Here is a 17,648-nt window from a genome sequence, read left to right as displayed (position 1 = left end):
AATAGGAAATTGAAACTGGAACGCTTTGCTTCAAAAGAAGATTTATACGCTCGTGCAGTAGACATTATTGTGAGTACTAAAAATGAAGGTGCTACAACGTTCGGTCTAGCTACAGGTGGTACAATGGAGCCGGTGTATAGTAAAATTTGTGAAACTGATATCGATTTTACGAATTGTATTAGCTTCAACCTGGATGAATACGTTGGACTTAGTGCTAAACATGAACAAAGTTACGCATATTATATGTACAAACATTTATTTCACAACAAACCATTTAAAGAATCTTATTTACCGAATGGTTTAGCTCATAATCCTGCTGAGGAAATGGCAAGCTATGAATCATTATTACAGCAGCATCCATTAGATTTTCAATTGCTTGGGATCGGACAAAACGGTCATATCGGCTTTAATGAACCAGGCACATCATTTGATTCGTTTACACATCTTGTAACGCTTGAAGAATCAACACGTCAAGCGAATGCACGTTTCTTTGATTCAATTGATGACGTTCCAACCCAAGCATTTACGATGGGAATTCAATCAATCATGCGCGCTAAGTGCATTTTGTTAATAGCTGTAGGAGAAGCGAAACGTGAAGTATTAGAACGCGTTCTTGCATCTGAATATACAGAAGATGTTCCAGCAAGTGTATTAACAAAACACCCCAATATCATTATATTAACAGATTTACAAAAAGAGGAGAATGAACAATGAAAACAAAACAATTTACAGTAATAGACCCACTAGGAATTCACGCACGTCCAGCTAGCCAATTAGTAGCAGCAGCAACACCATTTGCTTCTTCAATTGAGTTACAGACAGAACAAAGAACAGCCAATTTAAAATCTATTTTAGGCGTTATGGGATTAGCCCTAAAACAAGGTTCAATGTTTACATTACAAGTAGAGGGGGAGGATGAAGAACAAGCGTTTACTGCATTAACAAAATTAATTTCAGAAACGGGGCTAGCACAATGATCCAACTCAAAGGTATTGCCGCATCTGACGGCATTGCCATTGCAAAAGCATATTGTTTAGTACAACCGGATTTATCGTTTGCGAAAACAACTATTCAGGATATTGATGCAGAGCAGCAACGCTTAGTGGCCGCGCTTGACAAATCAGCAGAAGAGTTGGCCGCTATTCAACAGCTAACGCATGAAAAATTAGGGGCGGAAGAAGCTGCTATTTTCGGTGCACATCTACTTGTCGTAAAAGATCCAGAATTAATTGGACCGATCAAACAAAAAATTGCCGAAGAAGCTGTCAATGCTGAATATGCATTGAATGAAGTTTCGACGATGTTTGTATCATTATTTGAAGGTATGGATAATGAATATATGAGTGAGCGTGCTGCAGATATTAAAGACGTGTCAAACCGCGTTTTAGCGCATCTACTCGGTGTACATATTCCAAATCCAAGCAATATTAATGAACAGGTGATTGTTGTAGCAACTGATTTAACTCCTTCTGAGACAGCACAATTGGACCGTAATTTTGTACTTGGCTTTACAACGGATATTGGTGGTCGTACATCACACTCTGCCATTATGGCACGTTCACTAGAAATTCCAGCCGTTGTAGGGACAGGTACAGCAGTTGAGTCTATTCAAGATGGTGATTTATTAATCGTGGATGGTTTAACAGGTGATGTACTTGTGAATCCAACAGAAGAAGTGGTTGCAACCTATAGAAAAAAAGCGGAAGGCTTTACTGCTCAACAAGCAGAGTGGGCAACATTACTAACCGAAAAAACGATTTCCAAAGACGGTGTTCAAGTTGAACTAGCTGCCAACATTGGGTCACCAAATGATTTAGAAGGTGTTCTACGTCACGGTGGTGAAGGAATCGGTTTATATCGTACAGAATTTTTATATATGGGACGAGACAACTTACCTTCTGAGGAAGAACAATTTACGGCCTATAAAACGGTATTAGAAGGAATGGAAGGTAAAGCGGTTGTCATCCGAACACTCGATATTGGTGGCGATAAAAACTTACCATATTTACCGCTCCAAGAAGAAATGAATCCGTTTCTCGGTCATCGCGCGATTCGTCTATGTTTAGAGTATCAAGACATTTTCCGTACACAATTGCGTGCATTACTACGTGCATCCAATTACGGTAACTTAAAAATTATGTTCCCTATGATTGCGACATTGCAAGAATTCCGTGACGCGAAAGCGATTCTTTCGGAAGAAAAGGAAAACCTACTTGCAAAAGGCGTCGAGGTAAGTGAGATTGAAATTGGCATTATGGTTGAAATTCCATCAACAGCAGTGATGGCAGATATTTTTGCGAAAGAAGTAGACTTCTTCTCGATTGGTACAAATGATTTAATTCAATATACGATGGCAGCGGATCGTATGAATGAAAAAGTATCTTATTTATATCAACCATATAACCCTGCGATTTTACGTTTGATTAAAATGGTCATTGATGCGGCTCACAAAGAAAAGAAATGGGCTGGTATGTGTGGTGAAATGGCAGGGGATGAATATGCTGTACCACTATTACTTGGTTTAGGTCTAGATGAATTTTCAATGAGTGCAACATCCATTTTAAAAACACGTTCCTTAATTAAACATTTATCCGTAGCGGATATGCGAACATTAGCAACAGAAGCATTACAATTAACAACATCTGATGAAATATTAGATAGAGTGAAGCAAGCTGTTCATTAATTGTTTGCAAACATAAGACAAGATAATAAGTAGTTGAAGATTAAGAAAATGGGTGATCTTCAACTGCTTTTTTATTTTGTACAATGATGAGAAATGGATTTAAGACAAAGATAGATTTCGATATAATGAATGAAAAACTGGTAAGCAAATTAGAATTAATTATATTGAACTTTTACGTTAATCTGCATCATTTATTCATATTTACCTTCTATACTAGGGGAATATCAGAATTCATAACTAGTTTAAGAGGAGTGGGAAAATGAAAGCAGGAAAAATAACGAAAGATGAAGGAACAAAGTGGAATAAAATCGCCGCTGCGGGTAAGTTATAAAATAGAAGGTGTATGTATAGTTTAATGTCGAAAATAAGTCAAACTATTAGTGGACCTATTACAGTATTTTTAAACGCCTATGAACATTCCCCATTCATTATAGCAATTCTTCTTGGATTAGTAGGCGCTTTAGCACCTTGTCAATTAACGGGGAATATGAGTGCTATCACTTTTTATGGAAATCGATCTTTGCAAATGAAAAACAATTGGCAGGAAATTGTCTTCTTTATAGTAGGGAAAGTCGTTGTATTTAGTTTAATAGGTTTATTCGCCTGGCTATTCGGTCAGTCCTTTGAAACGGTGATGACAAAGTATTTTCCTATTTTCCGTCAAGCGATTGGTCCAATCATGCTAATAACAGGACTCGTTCTAATTGGAGTTTTAAAATTAAAATTTTTAAATCGAATCCCTAATTATATTCCTGCTGTTTTAAAAGAGGGGAAATTGGGCTCATTTCTGATGGGGGCTAGTTTTTCCATTGCATTTTGCCCTACGATGTTTGTGCTATTTTTCGTATGGTTAATGCCTACTGTCATAACCTCTTCATATGGGGTAGTTTTACCGGCCATTTTTGGAATTGCAACCTCTGTGCCACTTCTAATGATGCTGGGGCTTATTCAATTATTTGACGCAAAAAGGTTTATTATGCGTACAAGTATGAAAATGGGAAGAGTGATTCAAATCGTAGCGGGGGTTATTCTTATTCTAATCGGCGTAACGGATACAATTACTTACTGGGGATTGTATTAAAGTGAAAGAAAGTAAAAGGAAGAGAAGTATAGTAAAAATAAAATAGTGATATATAATATTTCGCATTTCTCCAAACAACCTTTTGTTTTTGGTTGCACAGGAGAAAAGCGAATTTTTTTGATTTCGTTAATGGGAACGAGCTTTTATGTATAATAGAGCAGAAAATAGAAATTTTCTTTTTAAATATGAATAGAAAGTGTGAAAAAAATGATAGGTGCAACATTATTATTTATCCTCGCGGGTATTGGGGAAATTGGTGGCGGCTATTTAATATGGCTTTGGCTAAGAGAAGGTAAACCATTTTACTGGGGCGTTTTAGGCGGAATTGCGTTGGCTTTATATGGAGTTGTCGCTACTTTTCAGACCTTCCCAACATTTGGGAGGGTTTATGCTGCCTATGGAGGTGTCTTTATTGTCCTTTCCATTTTGTGGGGCTGGGGAATAGATGGAGAAAAACCAGACACTTTAGATTGGGTTGGAGCTGGTATTTGTTTGATTGGTGTGATGGTGATTTTATTACCTCGATCATGATAGGTTGTTGAAGCGATTAAAGTAGAACGTTAAAGCTGAAAAAGGCTATATACCATTAATATTTTTTAAAATAACATATTAGAGGATTTTTCAAGTTTGAATCGAATATTTGTAGTAATACCGAAAAAGTTTGGAGGTCGCAATTTTGCTACTTTATTTTTGATATGTATCATCTACCTAAAAATTTCAAAAAAATTTAGGAGCTGATATATTATGATGATATACAAAAATTCTCTTGATGGAATTTCTTCTGAGATGTTGAATGGCTTTTTTGTGGATTGGCCGAATCCACCAAATCCCCAAACTCACTTAAAATTACTAAAAAACAGTAGTAAAGTAGTTATTGCTTTAGACGATCATACGAACCGAGTAGTTGGATTTATTACAGCGATTAGCGATGGGGTTCTATCTGCTTATATTCCGTTTCTTGAAGTTTTGCCGGATTATAAAGGAAAAGGTATTGGCAAGGAATTAGTCAATCAAATGTTAAAGGATCTTGATCATATTTATATGGTTGATTTGTGTTGTGACGATGACTTAGTTCCTTATTATGAAGAGTTTGGCATGATCAAATCAAACGGTATGCTCATTAGGAATTACGACATGCAATCGGGCATTTCAAACAAATAAATAGTGAGAAAAACGCTTGGATATTTTCCAGCGTTTTTTTGTGCTTAAATCAATGCTTTCTGCGATTTCACGTGTGAAAAGAATGTTATTTTTTTATAGCTACAAAACGTAATCTGCAATAATCAGCAACCCATTGATGATTCTGATAAAGCATTGGCTTTAATAATTGTTCGCATTTCGCATAAATTTGTTCTTTTTCAGTTTCCGATAAATGCTGGAGCATATTAGTACTGAACATTACTAGCCAATTTCGTAGTCCATCCTCGCCCTGAAGCGGTGTTGGACGTTCATATAGTGAAATCATGTCAACTGTAAAACCAGCACCTTCCAACTTCGATTGATATTCTTCTATAGTTGGAAAATACCACGGGAAATATTCCTCAATATAAGGAAGTTTATATTCTTCCATACTTTTTTGAAGCGCCCAAACAATAGAAGCAATATTACCGTGTCCACCCATTTCAGCGATGAAACGACCACCTTGTTTAAGTGCACTGTAAATGTTTTTGATGACTGCATCCGGATGCTTCATCCAATGTAATGCAGCGTTTGAAAAGGCAGCATCGAATTGATTGGTTATGTGAAGTGCTGTAGCATCCATTGTGTGAAACGTAATGGATGGATATTTTTGCTGTGCAGCAATAATCATCTCGTGGGAGGCATCTATCCCTTGAACATGGGCGCCATGAGTAGCAATTTCATGTGCTAAGTCACCAGTGCCACAGCCGACATCTAAAACTCTTTCATTTATTTGTGGAGCCAGCAAATCAACTAAGCTTCCTCCAAATTTTGAAACAAAGTCATGTTTTTGATCATATAAATTCGCATTCCATTTTGGTGTCATTTCCCTCATCTCCTTTGTTTGAGCATAACAGAGAGTTTAATTGAACAGAAATACGTAAAATGATTAGTTTTGATTCCACATTGGAATATAGAGAGACCGATTTATAGTTTCGGTAGACCATTTCATATAAAAATGAAAGACCTAAAGTATTGATTTACCTGTTCAGCTACTCAATTAAGTCATTTTTTTATTATATTATATGGAAGAATTGTATAAATAATATATAAGCATTTTGTTATAGGTAAAATGAAGGTATAATTTACTTTATGTTGAAAAAATTTGGAAAATAGATTCAGTTGTAATTTTCGGGAAAATGAAATTGCACAATTTATATGAGGGTGGTTTTTTTATGTGGATTTTTTTGGGGGGCATAATAATAGGACTTTTACTAATATGTATACGCCTACATTATCAAAAATCTAAGCTACAACAAAAAGTAGAGTTATTAGAACCACTAGTGGAATCGGTTGAAAATATACGTGATATTTTATATTACTGTGAGACAGTTCCTAAGTTGAAATATCTATATTTAAGTCCTACTGTCAATAATCTCCTTGGTCCAAATGCATTAAGCGATCATACACAGGATCCTGATAAAATTTTTGAAATAATCCATCCTGATGATTATGAGATCTTAGTAAAGAAAATAGTAGGGACACTTAATTTTAACCAGCCTATTACGGTACGCTTAAGAAATCATCTAGGGGAATACATTTGGTCTGAAGAATACGCTACACCTGTTTATAAGGACGGCAAGTTTGTAGCTATACAAGGTTTATTTAGAAATATTAATGATAAAATCGTATTACAACAGCAATTAGAGTACAAATCTACTCATGACGCCTTAACAAATTTGTATAATCGTGATTTTTTTCAAGCAAAGATGGCTCATTTTAACGAACGCAACGAGCCGATTACAGTAGTCCTAGCAGATTTAGATGAGCTGAAATGGGTTAATGACGAATACGGTCATCAAATGGGAGATAAATTAGTTTGTGAAACAGCAGCTTGTTTGGAAGCTTATGCAGATAATGACATGTTTATAGCAAGAATCGGTGGTGATGAATTCTCTATTCTTATTCCAAATAAAAGCGTTTTACAAGTCGAGCAATATTTAAAAAATGTTGAGATGAAAATGCAAAGAGACTATAAAGATTTGCCGTTCTCATCGATTAAAATATCTATCGGATATGAATATAGTAACTCCTCTTACGGCGTTATGGAGCAGTTGTTTAGCCAAACAGATGCGAAGATGTATAAAAATAAGAAGAAAAGAAAATTATTAAAGCAAAAGGTTTAGTTTTTTATTTTGATCAGTTAAACCGCATCATAACTAAGTGCGCTTATGAAAAGAGAGTATGGAACATAATAAAAAGTCATCATTTCTTGAAGAAAGAAATGGTGGCTTTTTGCTATTGAAGGAATTGATTTACGTTCGAGGTATGCTTTAAGGGGGGAGGATGCTCTTATAGTATCAACAGTCTCGCCGCTTCGCTAGGAGTATCCCTGCACGCCTGTTAATTTAATGACTATCAAATTTTTATAAAAAAAGTTCCAAGAAGGGAAAGAAAAGTAAGATTTTTATGCTATAATTCCATAGCGGACTTTCAAGCCGCCAGTACATATTCAATAGTTCGAAGCAATGCAACCTAGTAAAGTTATAAGAGAGGAAGTTAGAATGATGAAACGTTTTACAGTTTTTTTACTTATTATCGTGTTATGTACGAGCTTTTCAAAACAAATCTATGCTGAGGAGGCTCCTAGCAAAGAAGTGGTCTTTGCTGACCCAAATCTTGAAACAGCTATTAAATCATTATTGAAAAAAACTAGCGAAGAAGCGGTTACCAAATCAGATTTAGAGACCCTTACGGACGTTAATTTATCAGATAAGGAAATTAAGAATTTGCAAGGATTGGAGTACGCCACAAATATTACGCAATTAAAATTATCCTATAATCACATTGCTGATATCTCACCTTTGAAGGGGCTTACAAAGATCCGAATTCTCAACCTTACGGATAACCAAATCTCTTCGATTCAAGATTTGTCAGCTATGAAGGAGCTGGAAACTCTTCACATTTCAAATAATCAAATCTCATCTTTGGATGCGGTGAAACAACTTCCCTGTCTACTACAGCTTTTTGCTGATAGAAATCACATTTCGAATGTCCAAGGTCTATCGAATGCCATAGAATTGAATCTTTTAGATTTGAGTTATAATAAAATTGAGAATATAGCGCCTCTCAGCAACTTATGGAAGCTAACAGATTTGTATGTTGGTTATAACCAGATTCATGATCTTACGCCACTTCGGGTGCTGACTACCAATTTAAAGTCACTGTCAGTTAATAATAACAGGATTACGGATATTAAACCGCTAGAGACGTTGTTCAACCTAAAAGCACTGTCACTTAGCAATAACAAGATTACGGATATTAAACCGCTAGAAAAATTGGTCGACCTAACATCGCTTATAATTGGCAGCAATAATATTACTGATATTAAGCCGTTAGCAGGATTAGTTAACCTTGGTACACTCAATGCAAGTGATAATAACATTAAGGATATTGCGCCTTTATCAAAATTAGTCGACTTGATAGGGTTGGGCTTATCATCGAATCAGATTTATGATTTGGAACCATTAAGGAATATGAAAAGACTGGTTACCCTCGATTTGAACAACAATCGGATTTGGAATTTAGAACCCATTCAGGATATTAAATTTTCGACTTCTTACGAGTACGAGAGTGGGGTTGAGCTGTATAACAACAACTTGGACATGAGCCCAGGTACAAAAGCATACAAAATATTCTTAAAAGTGAACAGTATTAGTGATTATGAAAAAGTTAAAGCGTCTCAGAGAAAGACTCAGCGCCTGATAATTGGAAGCACTACAGCATATGTGGGCGACAGTGCTTACCGTAATACGATGGCCCCATTTATTTATATGGATCGTACTTATGTGCCAATTCGTTTCGTTTCAGAGCAGTTGGGGGCAAACGTAGGGTGGAACCAAAGTAAGAAAGAAGTAACGATCCAAAAAAACGGAAAATCGATACGTTGGACAGTGGGGAACAAGCAAGTACAGGTTAACCAGCAAACGATGATGTTTGACTCTCCTTTACTTCTAAGAGGTAACACTACTTTTGTTCCTATACGCTTCGTTTCAGAACAGTTAAATACTTCCGTTGAATACTTAGGTAGTAAAAAAATGGTCATCATTTTCGAGAATGAAGCAAAATAAGTTTTGATTTAAGGGCATCCGTCAAGAGGATGCCCTTAAATTTGCCATTACAGACAGCAAGGATAGGCAAGGTTTTTAAAAGCACCATCTAAAACGTTGATTTAATAATGTTTTAGACTGTTTTCTTTAATCATAATATCAAATATAAATAGATGGAGATTCACACATAATGAAAAGGTTCCTACTAAAATGGTTAGGATTAGCAGCTATTTGCTTAATAGGTATAGTAACTTCAACAAATGTTTTTATGCCTGACAAAGGCTTAGACTCCCGAAAGATCGACCGTAATATTAATAAACTAAAGTTATTTTCATGGTTTAATGAGTTATTTGAAGATGACAGGCATCATAGCAGTTTCTTTATCAATTTACATGTTAGAAAATATTTAGAAAGCTCTATTCATGTTTTTCTACTAAAGAGTAGCGAAAAAGAACAGAAAAAATTTATTCAACTATTAGAGAAAGTTGCTCAAGAGCGAGAGAAAAATAAAGTTGAAAAAACTTCCAGTTAATATGGTGAGGAGAATTTTACGGTAATTAAACAATTCTTATTTATGTTTAGGAAGGATAAAATGAAGCTTATAAAAAATATACACATGGTTTTTTAACGGATGCCTAATCAAATAAATCTCTAGTAAACAAAGTAAGCTCCTTGTTTACTAGAGATTTTTATTGTAATTATTTAATTGAAATGCTCTTGTTTTTAGCGTTCCAAAGTACAGTTTTACCAAGTTCTTCACTTACAAAGCGAAGCGGGACAAATGTCGTGCCATTAATGACTTCAGGTTTTACTTGAAGTCTCTTATAACTGCCGTTAACAGTTACATAATAGCTATCAGTATTTAATACAATTTTTGTACCGTTTAACTGTACTATAATATCATTTGTTTTAGAGTTCCAGTCAACTTTTGCACCAAGCTCTTCACTTACAAAGCGTAAAGGAACTAAAGTTGTTTCTTGTTTAGTGAAAGGTGCAACAGCAAGTGTTTTACTTTTACCATTGATATAGGCTGTTTTACTATTTAAATATAATAAAATCTCGTTACTTTTTGTTGTCGCATTTGGATAACCAGCAGTTAAAGTATACATACCTGAAGAGTATTGATCACCCCAAGAGTCACTGTAAACTTTGATATAGTATGTGCCGGCTGCTAAATATTTTGAATAAGACTGTGAGTAGCTACTACCCAAATATTTTTTATTTGCATCATAAATTTCAAAACGTGCTGGCGCTGAAGCATTGGATAACGAGATGCTAATATTTCCTTCTTTATTTGACGTAATTGAATAAAAATCAATATCATAGCTATTAGAAATTTGAGATGTGATTGTAACATTTGATTTGATAGGGAAAGCATTTTCACTTGTATCATTAGGTTCAAATGTTGAAGGATTGTGCTCTTTAGAATTTGTAGAATAAGTCGCCATTAAATCATACGTACCAGAAGAGTATTGACTACCCCAATTGTGTTCATAAACTTTAATATAATATGTTCCAGTTTTTAAAGATTTGAAAAGAGATGAGTTATAGCTAGAAATTAAATTTTTATTACTATCATATAAATCAAATTTGATTGGTGCAGATGTATTTGCTAAATAAATATTAACATCACCATTGTCTACAGTCGTAGTAAATTTATAAAAATCAACATCATATTCATTTGAAATTAAAGAAGAAATCTTTTTTCCTGACTGAATAGGGAAAGCATTTTCACGCGTATCATTAGGTTCAAATGTAGTCGAATCATGCGTTACATTTCCACTACTATACGTCGCTTTAATTTCATAAGAACCGCTAGAATAGCTATTACCCCAATAGGAAGCATAAATTTCAATATAGTATGTACCAGCTTTTAAAGTTTTTAAAAGAGATGTATTACCGCTACTAATTAAATTTTTATTACTATCATATAGAGTAAATTTGATTGGCGCAGTTGTGTTTACTAAATAAATATTAACATCGCTGTTATCTTGCGAAGTATTAATTTGATACCACTGTGATTCTTTTGAAGATGTTAGTGTGTTTGAATGTGTGTTGCTAGATTCTAAATAAATCATATCTGATGCATGACTTGTTGAAGCGAGTCCAACCATAGCAAACATCACAAGAAATAAACTTAAAATATGTTTTTTCAATAATGACACTCCTTTAAAATAATATTGTATTATTATACAAATAAATAACTATAATATCAACAAAAGGATAAATTAACCTAGTTTTAAAGGATTATATCGTAAAGTAAAAATATTAAGTAGGTGATGGAAATTAAATTTAAACTTCATAAAATTGGTATAAGGATTATTTTTAGGTAATTATTAATGAATATTCATGAACTATGTAGTAGGATAGTTCATTTTATGCGGCAGTTTATTATAGATGGACAACTCTAGCGACTTTATACCCTAAATATATGGTGGATCAAAATTGGTTATATCCAACCCAACCTTGCGAATAGATGATTATTTCGTTAGGTATTTTCGGCGTCCTTAATTTTGTTTGCTTTGGAGTGGTACCAGTACCAGTCCCGGCTAAACAAATTCCATTGTTCACACAAAAAAATTCACCCTCATGTTATGGTGATGATCCAATATTATTCAAAGTTTTTTTAGTACTTTGAATTGTGTAACTAAGTTCTTATTGTTTTTTTGTCAACGTTTTTTGGATAAATATAAAAATAAGGGATGTGGTACAGTGACTGGCTTAATTACCGCTTGCCATCTCAATAACTGCTGCAATCGGTAGTTTTATTACAGTTTGGTTAGGGGTCAAGTTAGGAAGTAAAGTAGCGGGTGTTCGAATAAGTACATTCACTGTAGGGCAATTTGGAACAATTGTTAGTGGAGTAATTTTGTTAATAATTGCTTTTGAAGCGTTCTTTTAACTTCTTTCAGCAGGAGATCTTTGTGCAATCATAAGGTCGAAACTGGACGCAAATGGGTAGAATTTATCTTGAGTGTTGACAAAATGTCAACGTGATAATAAACTTCTTGATAATGATAATTTTATATACAACTGTTTAATGTATGTTAGTCACAGTAAGAAGGAGGAATCAAAGATGGCTGAGGAGAGAAACAGTATTACTCTTGGTGTATTGCTGAGAGAATTATTAAAAGAACGTTCATTATCTATGCGGAAGTTTAGTGAACTCACTGGAATCGATACAGCTACGATTTCACGGATAATAAATGGAAAGAGAAAAGCGACCCCACAACATTTAGAAAAATTTGCTGACTGCCTTGGCGTTCCGTTAATCAATCTTTTTGAAGCAGCAGGTTATGCTATAGAACAGAGACAAGAAGAGTCAGATTCAGATATGCATACGTCTGTTGACGCAATACAGGCTCTACTTAAATCTTCAAATGTTTATGATGATGAATTTTCGGTAGCACATGTTGAACAGAAACTAGAAAGCTATGGATTATATGCGCAAACAGAAGAAGGTAAAAGTTCGATTCATAAGGATTTTGATGAAAAAATTAAGAGTGTAGGTAGCATAGGTCCGTTTATAAGCAAATTAAAAGAGTTATATGAGAAATTCTCATTAGGAAAGGGCACAATTTTTGAACTAACTGTAATTGGAAGTACATTATTGTATTTTATTATTCCAGTAGATGTTATACCTGATTATCTATTTGCTGTTGGTTATTTAGACGATGCAATAGCTGTACAACTAACTTCAAAGGCATTACTAAAAATATAATTTAGCGTTAATGATAGGTGGATATGGATGAAAAAAAGCAAAAAGAGCCGTAAATGGTTAAGGAATGTGTTCTTAACATTCGCATTGGTTATCGTAGCAGGGATTATTTATGGGGTTTATCAATACAGGAGCGGTTTGGCTATGGCAGACGATGGTCTTTATAAAGATGACCAAAAGGCGTATGACCCATTTGAAGGTGCAGATGTGCAATTTGGTCAGATTAATGTGCTATTACTGGGAAGTGACGCTAGGGACGAGGATGGTAGATCGGATTCGTTAATGATTGCACACTATGACCAAACGACGAATGATGTAAAACTAATTTCTATCATGAGAGATACGTATGTTGACATCCCAGGGCACGGAATGAATAAAATAAATTCTGCTTTTGCCTTTGGAGGTCCTGAACTTGTAAGGAAAACAATTAAGCAAAATTTTGATATTGATGTTAATTACTACGCTATCGCGGATTTTAAAGGATTCCCTAAAATTATTGACCTTTTAGCACCGGATGGAATTGAAGTTGATATTCCATATGAAATGTCCTATGGAATTGGTATGACCTTACATCCTGGAAAACAAACTTTACATGGTGACGGGTTATTAGGCTATGTACGATTCCGCCACGACCGTTTAAGTGATTTTGGGCGAGTGGAACGCCAACAAGAGGTTTTGACAAAGGTGAAAGAACAAATCGGTGTTTCAAGCTTAATGAATTTGCCAAAATTACTTGGTGTTGCAGATTCATACTTTGATACAAATGTTGATAATAAAACAATCCTTACCATTGGAAAAGGGATCGTAAATGGAAAATCTAGTATGGACACTTTACGAATTCCAGTTGCAAATTCTTTTGAAGATAAACGTACGAATGTAGGAGATGTTTTAGATATTAACTTAGATAAGAACAAACAGGCGTTAGAGGAGTTTTTATCATCGAAGGACAGTGAAAAAATAGCTAAGACAGACGGAATTTCATCTTAAGTGAAAAGGTATCAAGTTAGCAACACAATAAAATTAGAGTATGTTTTGAACAGTTTTTCAAAGCATACTCTTTTTGTTGTTTTATAGGTTATGGAGATTTTTTTATCTGCAAATTACTTAACATTTTTCGTGAAAATTCTCATATTAACGGATGAGTTAAACCACTAATGCTACATATCTAAAATTTTTTTCATTTTTTGTTCAAGCAAATTTAATAAGCGTCCTCCAAATTTTGAAACAAAGTCATATTTTGATCATTAGATAGTGAAAACATCAATTTAATATTAGTTTCGATGAACCGTATCATAAGTAAGCGCGGTTTATTCACATAGAAGGGGAAGTTATTTTGCGCCTACGTTTGTGGATTTTAAATTAAGATACAGAGAGAATTTATTTCAAAAAGAAGAATTTTATTGATTGGTATAAAAACATAATAAAAGGAGGCATTCCTAAATTTAATGTTAGGATGCCTCCGTTGGCTTTTTGTAAGTGCTAAACTATTACATTTCTACCTTTCGATATTCTGTATATTCGCCTTCATATTCGGCAAGGCCTAAATGATTGCAAGAGCCGTACATATTTTCGATATGGATAGCATCATCATATTTAACTAAATCAAATGAGCAGCCATTTACCTCATATGATGCCACATCATCAGTAATTAGCTGTGCGTCACGTGTTGTATACTTAAAATGCCATGGCATTTGGTAGCCAAATAATTTTCCATTTGTAGGGTCATAGCGAATGCCATTAACAGATGTAAATTTAATTTTTGTCGGTGTTACTTTATCAATACGAAGTGATGTTATTACACCTGATCCTGAAAAGCCTGAATTACCGTAATAGCCTAACCAATGTGAGCGTTCTACTTGCAAAGATCCTTTTGCATAAATTGATACATCATGTGAATCTTGATCCCAAGAAACTGTCGCACCTAATGCTTCGCTAATAAAGCGTAATGGCACTAATGTTGTCCCTGATTTTATAATCGGTGCTACTGACACAGCTAATGGGGTGCCGTTAATTTTTGCTTTTTTCGAACCGACCATTAGCAAAACCGTTTTCGTACTATTTTTCGCTGTAATCGTTTTATCTTTCGCATTCCAGTTTACTGTTGCGCCTAATGTTTCAAATACGCCTCGCAGTGGTACTAGCGTTACGCCATCTTGAATAATTGCATCACTGTGATAGCTTTGTGTTTGTCCGTTTGCTACGTATACATCGATGCCAGAGTAGGCAGAAGCATTATGTCCTTGTAAACTAAATGTAACGATGCATATCATAGCAATTATAAAAGATTTAAAAATCTTATTCATAGTATTCTCTCCTTCTAATGACTAACTGATTGAATAATTTGATTGCTAGTTAATTTTTGTGACTTCTTGGTTTTCCAAATTTACCCTTAAATAAACATATTATACTAGTATAAAACGAATGTAAAGGAAATTAACCCATTTTTTTAATAGATTTTTACTGGTTTTAAACATGCGTATTAGGAGTAAAGGTTTATGTTGGACACTATTGTGGATTATGGAATGAATTATCATTATTTTATGTCTATCAATCTAGTAATCAACGATATATCAATTTGAAAAAAGGTAGCTGACGATTTCATTCATCAGCTACCAATATTATTTTTCAAGCTTTGTTAATGTTTTACCGCTCCAACCAAAGAGGATCGTCAAAATTGGTCCGAGTAGACAGAAGAAGGTAAATGGCAGGTAAGATGTTGTTGGTATATCTAGTACACTAGCAATAAAAATACCACAAACACTCCACGGAATAAGAGGATTGACTACAGTCCCTGCGTCCTCCATAACTCGGGAAAGGTTTTTAGGGGCAAGTCCAACCTTTGCAAACTGTGCTTTAAAAGCTTCACCCGTTAGTAGGATAGATAAATATTGCTCACCAATTAATGTGTTCACACCGATCCCAGTAATGGCAGCACCCGTAATAACAGAGCCAGCGCTTTTAAAGAAGCTTTCGACCTTCGCTAAAATACTTTGAATAATGCCGAGCGTAAATAGTAGACCGCCCATTGTTAATGCTAATAAGACTAAGGCAATTGTAAATAGCATACTGTTCATACCTCCACGAGACAGTAGTGCATCAACATCTTTATATCCCGTAGTAGATACATAGCCTTCAAAAAGGATTTTAAAGACATTCGATAAAGCAATCGGTTCTTGTATGTAGGCAAGTCCGACACCAAGAATGGAGACAACTGCGAGTGTGATAAGTGCAGGTGCTTTATAAAAAGTCATAATAACTAGAACGGCAATTGGTAATAATGTATACCAATGAATAAGTCCAGTTGACAGTAAGCCTTCTTTAAATAGCTCAACTGTTTCAAATGAAGTATTTCCTCCTGTTGGCGATATGATTGCATAAAGGACGAATGAGATCACGAAAGCTGGAATCGTTGTCCAACCCATATTTTTAATATGCTCGAAAAGATCAACACCAACTGTACCAGATGCAAGATTTGTTGTATCCGATAGGGGAGACATTTTATCCCCAAAGAAAGCACCGGAAACAATCGCACCAGCCGTTATAGCTAAAGAGATGTCCATTGCACCAGCAATCCCCATAAAAGCAACGCCCACTGTCGCAACAGTCGTTAAAGAACTCCCAACTGATACACCGACGATACTACAAATTAAAAATACGATGGCAAAGAAAAAGCTTGGTGAAACAGTTAAAAAGCCATAGTAGATAAGTGTTGGAATTGTGCCACCCATAATCCAACTAGAAATTAAAATACCGATAAAGAAGAAAATAAAAACTGCCCCAAGTCCAGCACTTGCACCAGCAACCATACCAGTTTCAAGCTCACGGAACGGAACTTTCTTTAGTAATCCATAGGCAATTAAAAGTGAAATGACAAGAAAAATAGGTATATGGGGTGTCGCCTTTAAATACCCAATACTGTATGCCATCACGGCAATAATTAAAAGTATAATAAAGCTTGCCTCGATAAATCGAGGGTTACTCTTTGCTTCAATTCGAAACATGCTAATCCTCCTACTAGTTACTTCTTCGCTTCAACGCGGTGAAGCCTAAAAGAATTATAGCACGCTAATAATTTTTGTCAATTGGCTGATAATTTTCATTAATGAAATTGGTAGTATTTTACTTAGTGGGTGATGAAATAATCCCATGCATTTTTGACAATTAATGTACAAGTCATGATGATAAAAATAATACGCATCATTTTTGTCCCACGCTTCAGTGCAAATTTTGAACCCAATATAGCACCAAAGATCATGACAAAGCCCATAGGAAGACCGTATAAAAAATTAACTTTTCCTAATAGTAAAAACATAGCCAGTGCAGCTAAGTTCGATGTGAAATTAAAGGCTTTAGCATTACCGGCGGCCTGCAAGAAATCATTGCCCATCATTAATAAAATGAAAATAAAAAAAGAACCAGTGCCAGGTCCGAAGAAACCATCGTAAAAGCCAACAGCTGCAAAAGCGCCAACAAAGATGATTTTCTTTCTAGTACTTAGTATCCGCTCTTCAGATTGCTGTCCCCAATCTTTTTTAAAAACCGTATAAGTGGTAACAAGGACGAGCATAACAAGCATTAGAGGCTTTAAAATAGCCGGTGATACAAGATGCACAGTATAGGCACCAATGAACGAACCAATAAAAATAAAAGGTATTATTTTTCGATTCTTTTTTACATCGACCTTGCCAGCTCGTAAAAAAGTTAACATGCTAGTCCCGTTGCTAATTGTATTGGCGAGTTTGTTTGTGGCAATCGCTGTACTTGGCGGTAAACCAACCGCCATAAGCGCAGGTAATGAAATTAACCCTCCGCCACCGACAATCGCATTTAAAAAGGATGCGATAAAGCCGAGTACTAAAAGTATTACAAGTGATAGTAAATCGATGTCCATATGTATGATACTCACAACCTTCTTTAACGCATATTGTGTAAGTTACA

Annotated in this window: 16 protein-coding genes and 1 pseudogene; 12 read left to right on the top strand and 5 right to left on the bottom strand. The window is 35.0% G+C overall.

Annotated features, from left to right (window positions below):
• Nucleotides 1-9 precede the first annotated feature (9 nt).
• From ACVYAD_RS20985 to ACVYAD_RS20960, 6 genes are all read left to right on the top strand, one after another.
• A complete protein-coding gene (locus ACVYAD_RS20985) occupies nt 10-714 on the top strand; it encodes a glucosamine-6-phosphate deaminase (protein ID WP_476427832.1) in 705 nt (234 codons plus the stop codon).
• Nucleotides 711-977, top strand: coding sequence for an HPr family phosphocarrier protein (locus ACVYAD_RS20980; protein WP_349658566.1), 267 nt, complete (start codon nt 711-713; stop codon nt 975-977). Before ACVYAD_RS20985 ends, ACVYAD_RS20980 begins: the two co-directional genes overlap by 4 nt.
• A complete protein-coding gene (gene ptsP / locus ACVYAD_RS20975; protein WP_476427831.1) occupies nt 974-2,683 on the top strand; it encodes a phosphoenolpyruvate--protein phosphotransferase in 1,710 nt (569 codons plus the stop codon). Before ACVYAD_RS20980 ends, ptsP begins: the two co-directional genes overlap by 4 nt.
• A 343-nt stretch (nt 2,684-3,026) precedes the next feature.
• Complete coding sequence (locus tag ACVYAD_RS20970; protein ID WP_476427830.1) at nt 3,027-3,764, top strand: urease accessory protein UreH domain-containing protein; 738 nt, start codon at nt 3,027-3,029, stop codon at nt 3,762-3,764.
• Between the two features lie 207 nt (nt 3,765-3,971).
• Nucleotides 3,972-4,295, top strand: coding sequence for a YnfA family protein (locus ACVYAD_RS20965; RefSeq protein WP_386830974.1), 324 nt, complete (start codon nt 3,972-3,974; stop codon nt 4,293-4,295).
• Nucleotides 4,296-4,511: 216 nt separating this feature from the next.
• Entirely contained in the window at nt 4,512-4,925 is a 414-nt protein-coding gene (locus ACVYAD_RS20960; protein ID WP_476427855.1) for a GNAT family N-acetyltransferase, read from the top strand.
• An 85-nt stretch (nt 4,926-5,010) separates the two neighbouring features.
• On the opposite strand, the gene ACVYAD_RS20955 is transcribed toward ACVYAD_RS20960, so the two are convergent.
• Nucleotides 5,011-5,769, bottom strand: a complete 759-nt coding sequence (locus ACVYAD_RS20955; RefSeq protein WP_476427829.1) for a class I SAM-dependent methyltransferase — start codon at nt 5,767-5,769, stop codon at nt 5,011-5,013.
• A gap of 349 nt (nt 5,770-6,118) precedes the next feature.
• Here ACVYAD_RS20955 and ACVYAD_RS20950 point away from each other — a divergent pair, with 349 nt between their 5' ends.
• The 3 genes from ACVYAD_RS20950 (at nt 6,119) to ACVYAD_RS20940 (ending at nt 9,524) form a co-directional block, all read left to right on the top strand.
• Nucleotides 6,119-7,069 (top strand): sensor domain-containing diguanylate cyclase, encoded by a 951-nt coding sequence (locus tag ACVYAD_RS20950; protein WP_476427828.1) that lies wholly within the window; start codon nt 6,119-6,121, stop codon nt 7,067-7,069.
• Nucleotides 7,070-7,447: 378 nt separating this feature from the next.
• The gene (locus ACVYAD_RS20945; protein WP_476427827.1) at nt 7,448-9,013 is read left to right on the top strand and encodes a leucine-rich repeat domain-containing protein; all 1,566 of its coding nucleotides are present in this window, start codon (nt 7,448-7,450) and stop codon (nt 9,011-9,013) included.
• A 169-nt stretch (nt 9,014-9,182) separates the two neighbouring features.
• Nucleotides 9,183-9,524 (top strand): nitrite reductase, encoded by a 342-nt coding sequence (locus ACVYAD_RS20940; protein WP_476427826.1) that lies wholly within the window; start codon nt 9,183-9,185, stop codon nt 9,522-9,524.
• 166 nt (nt 9,525-9,690) lie between these two features.
• Here ACVYAD_RS20940 and ACVYAD_RS20935 read toward each other — a convergent pair whose 3' ends face one another.
• Nucleotides 9,691-11,148 (bottom strand): stalk domain-containing protein, encoded by a 1,458-nt coding sequence (locus ACVYAD_RS20935; protein WP_476427825.1) that lies wholly within the window; start codon nt 11,146-11,148, stop codon nt 9,691-9,693.
• A gap of 572 nt (nt 11,149-11,720) precedes the next feature.
• On the opposite strand from ACVYAD_RS20935, the pseudogene ACVYAD_RS20930 reads away from it, so the two are divergent.
• The 3 genes and pseudogenes from ACVYAD_RS20930 to ACVYAD_RS20920 all read left to right on the top strand — a co-directional run.
• Nucleotides 11,721-11,894, top strand: a pseudogene (locus tag ACVYAD_RS20930) (sporulation membrane protein YtaF); the annotation flags it as partial.
• A 174-nt stretch (nt 11,895-12,068) separates the two neighbouring features.
• Nucleotides 12,069-12,713, top strand: a complete 645-nt coding sequence (locus ACVYAD_RS20925; RefSeq protein WP_349658558.1) for a helix-turn-helix domain-containing protein — start codon at nt 12,069-12,071, stop codon at nt 12,711-12,713.
• A gap of 27 nt (nt 12,714-12,740) precedes the next feature.
• Nucleotides 12,741-13,697 carry an LCP family protein gene (locus tag ACVYAD_RS20920; protein ID WP_476427824.1) on the top strand — a complete coding sequence of 319 codons (957 nt, stop codon included), beginning with the start codon at nt 12,741-12,743 and terminating at the stop codon, nt 13,695-13,697.
• A gap of 500 nt (nt 13,698-14,197) precedes the next feature.
• On the opposite strand, the gene ACVYAD_RS20915 is transcribed toward ACVYAD_RS20920, so the two are convergent.
• The 3 genes from ACVYAD_RS20915 to ACVYAD_RS20905 all read right to left on the bottom strand — a co-directional run bounded on the left by ACVYAD_RS20915 (nt 14,198) and on the right by ACVYAD_RS20905 (nt 17,601).
• On the bottom strand, nt 14,198-15,013 hold the full coding sequence (locus tag ACVYAD_RS20915) for a stalk domain-containing protein (protein WP_349658556.1): 816 nt from the start codon (nt 15,011-15,013) through the stop codon (nt 14,198-14,200).
• A 315-nt stretch (nt 15,014-15,328) separates the two neighbouring features.
• Entirely contained in the window at nt 15,329-16,711 is a 1,383-nt protein-coding gene (gene nhaC, locus ACVYAD_RS20910; protein WP_349658555.1) for a Na+/H+ antiporter NhaC, read from the bottom strand.
• A gap of 122 nt (nt 16,712-16,833) precedes the next feature.
• Nucleotides 16,834-17,601: a sulfite exporter TauE/SafE family protein gene (locus ACVYAD_RS20905; protein ID WP_476427823.1), complete on the bottom strand. Its 768-nt coding sequence runs from the start codon at nt 17,599-17,601 to the stop codon at nt 16,834-16,836.
• Nucleotides 17,602-17,648 lie beyond the last annotated feature (47 nt).

It is taken from the genome of Lysinibacillus sp. G1-3 (assembly GCF_056322905.1).
This window is presented reverse-complemented; position numbering and strand designations above follow the sequence as displayed.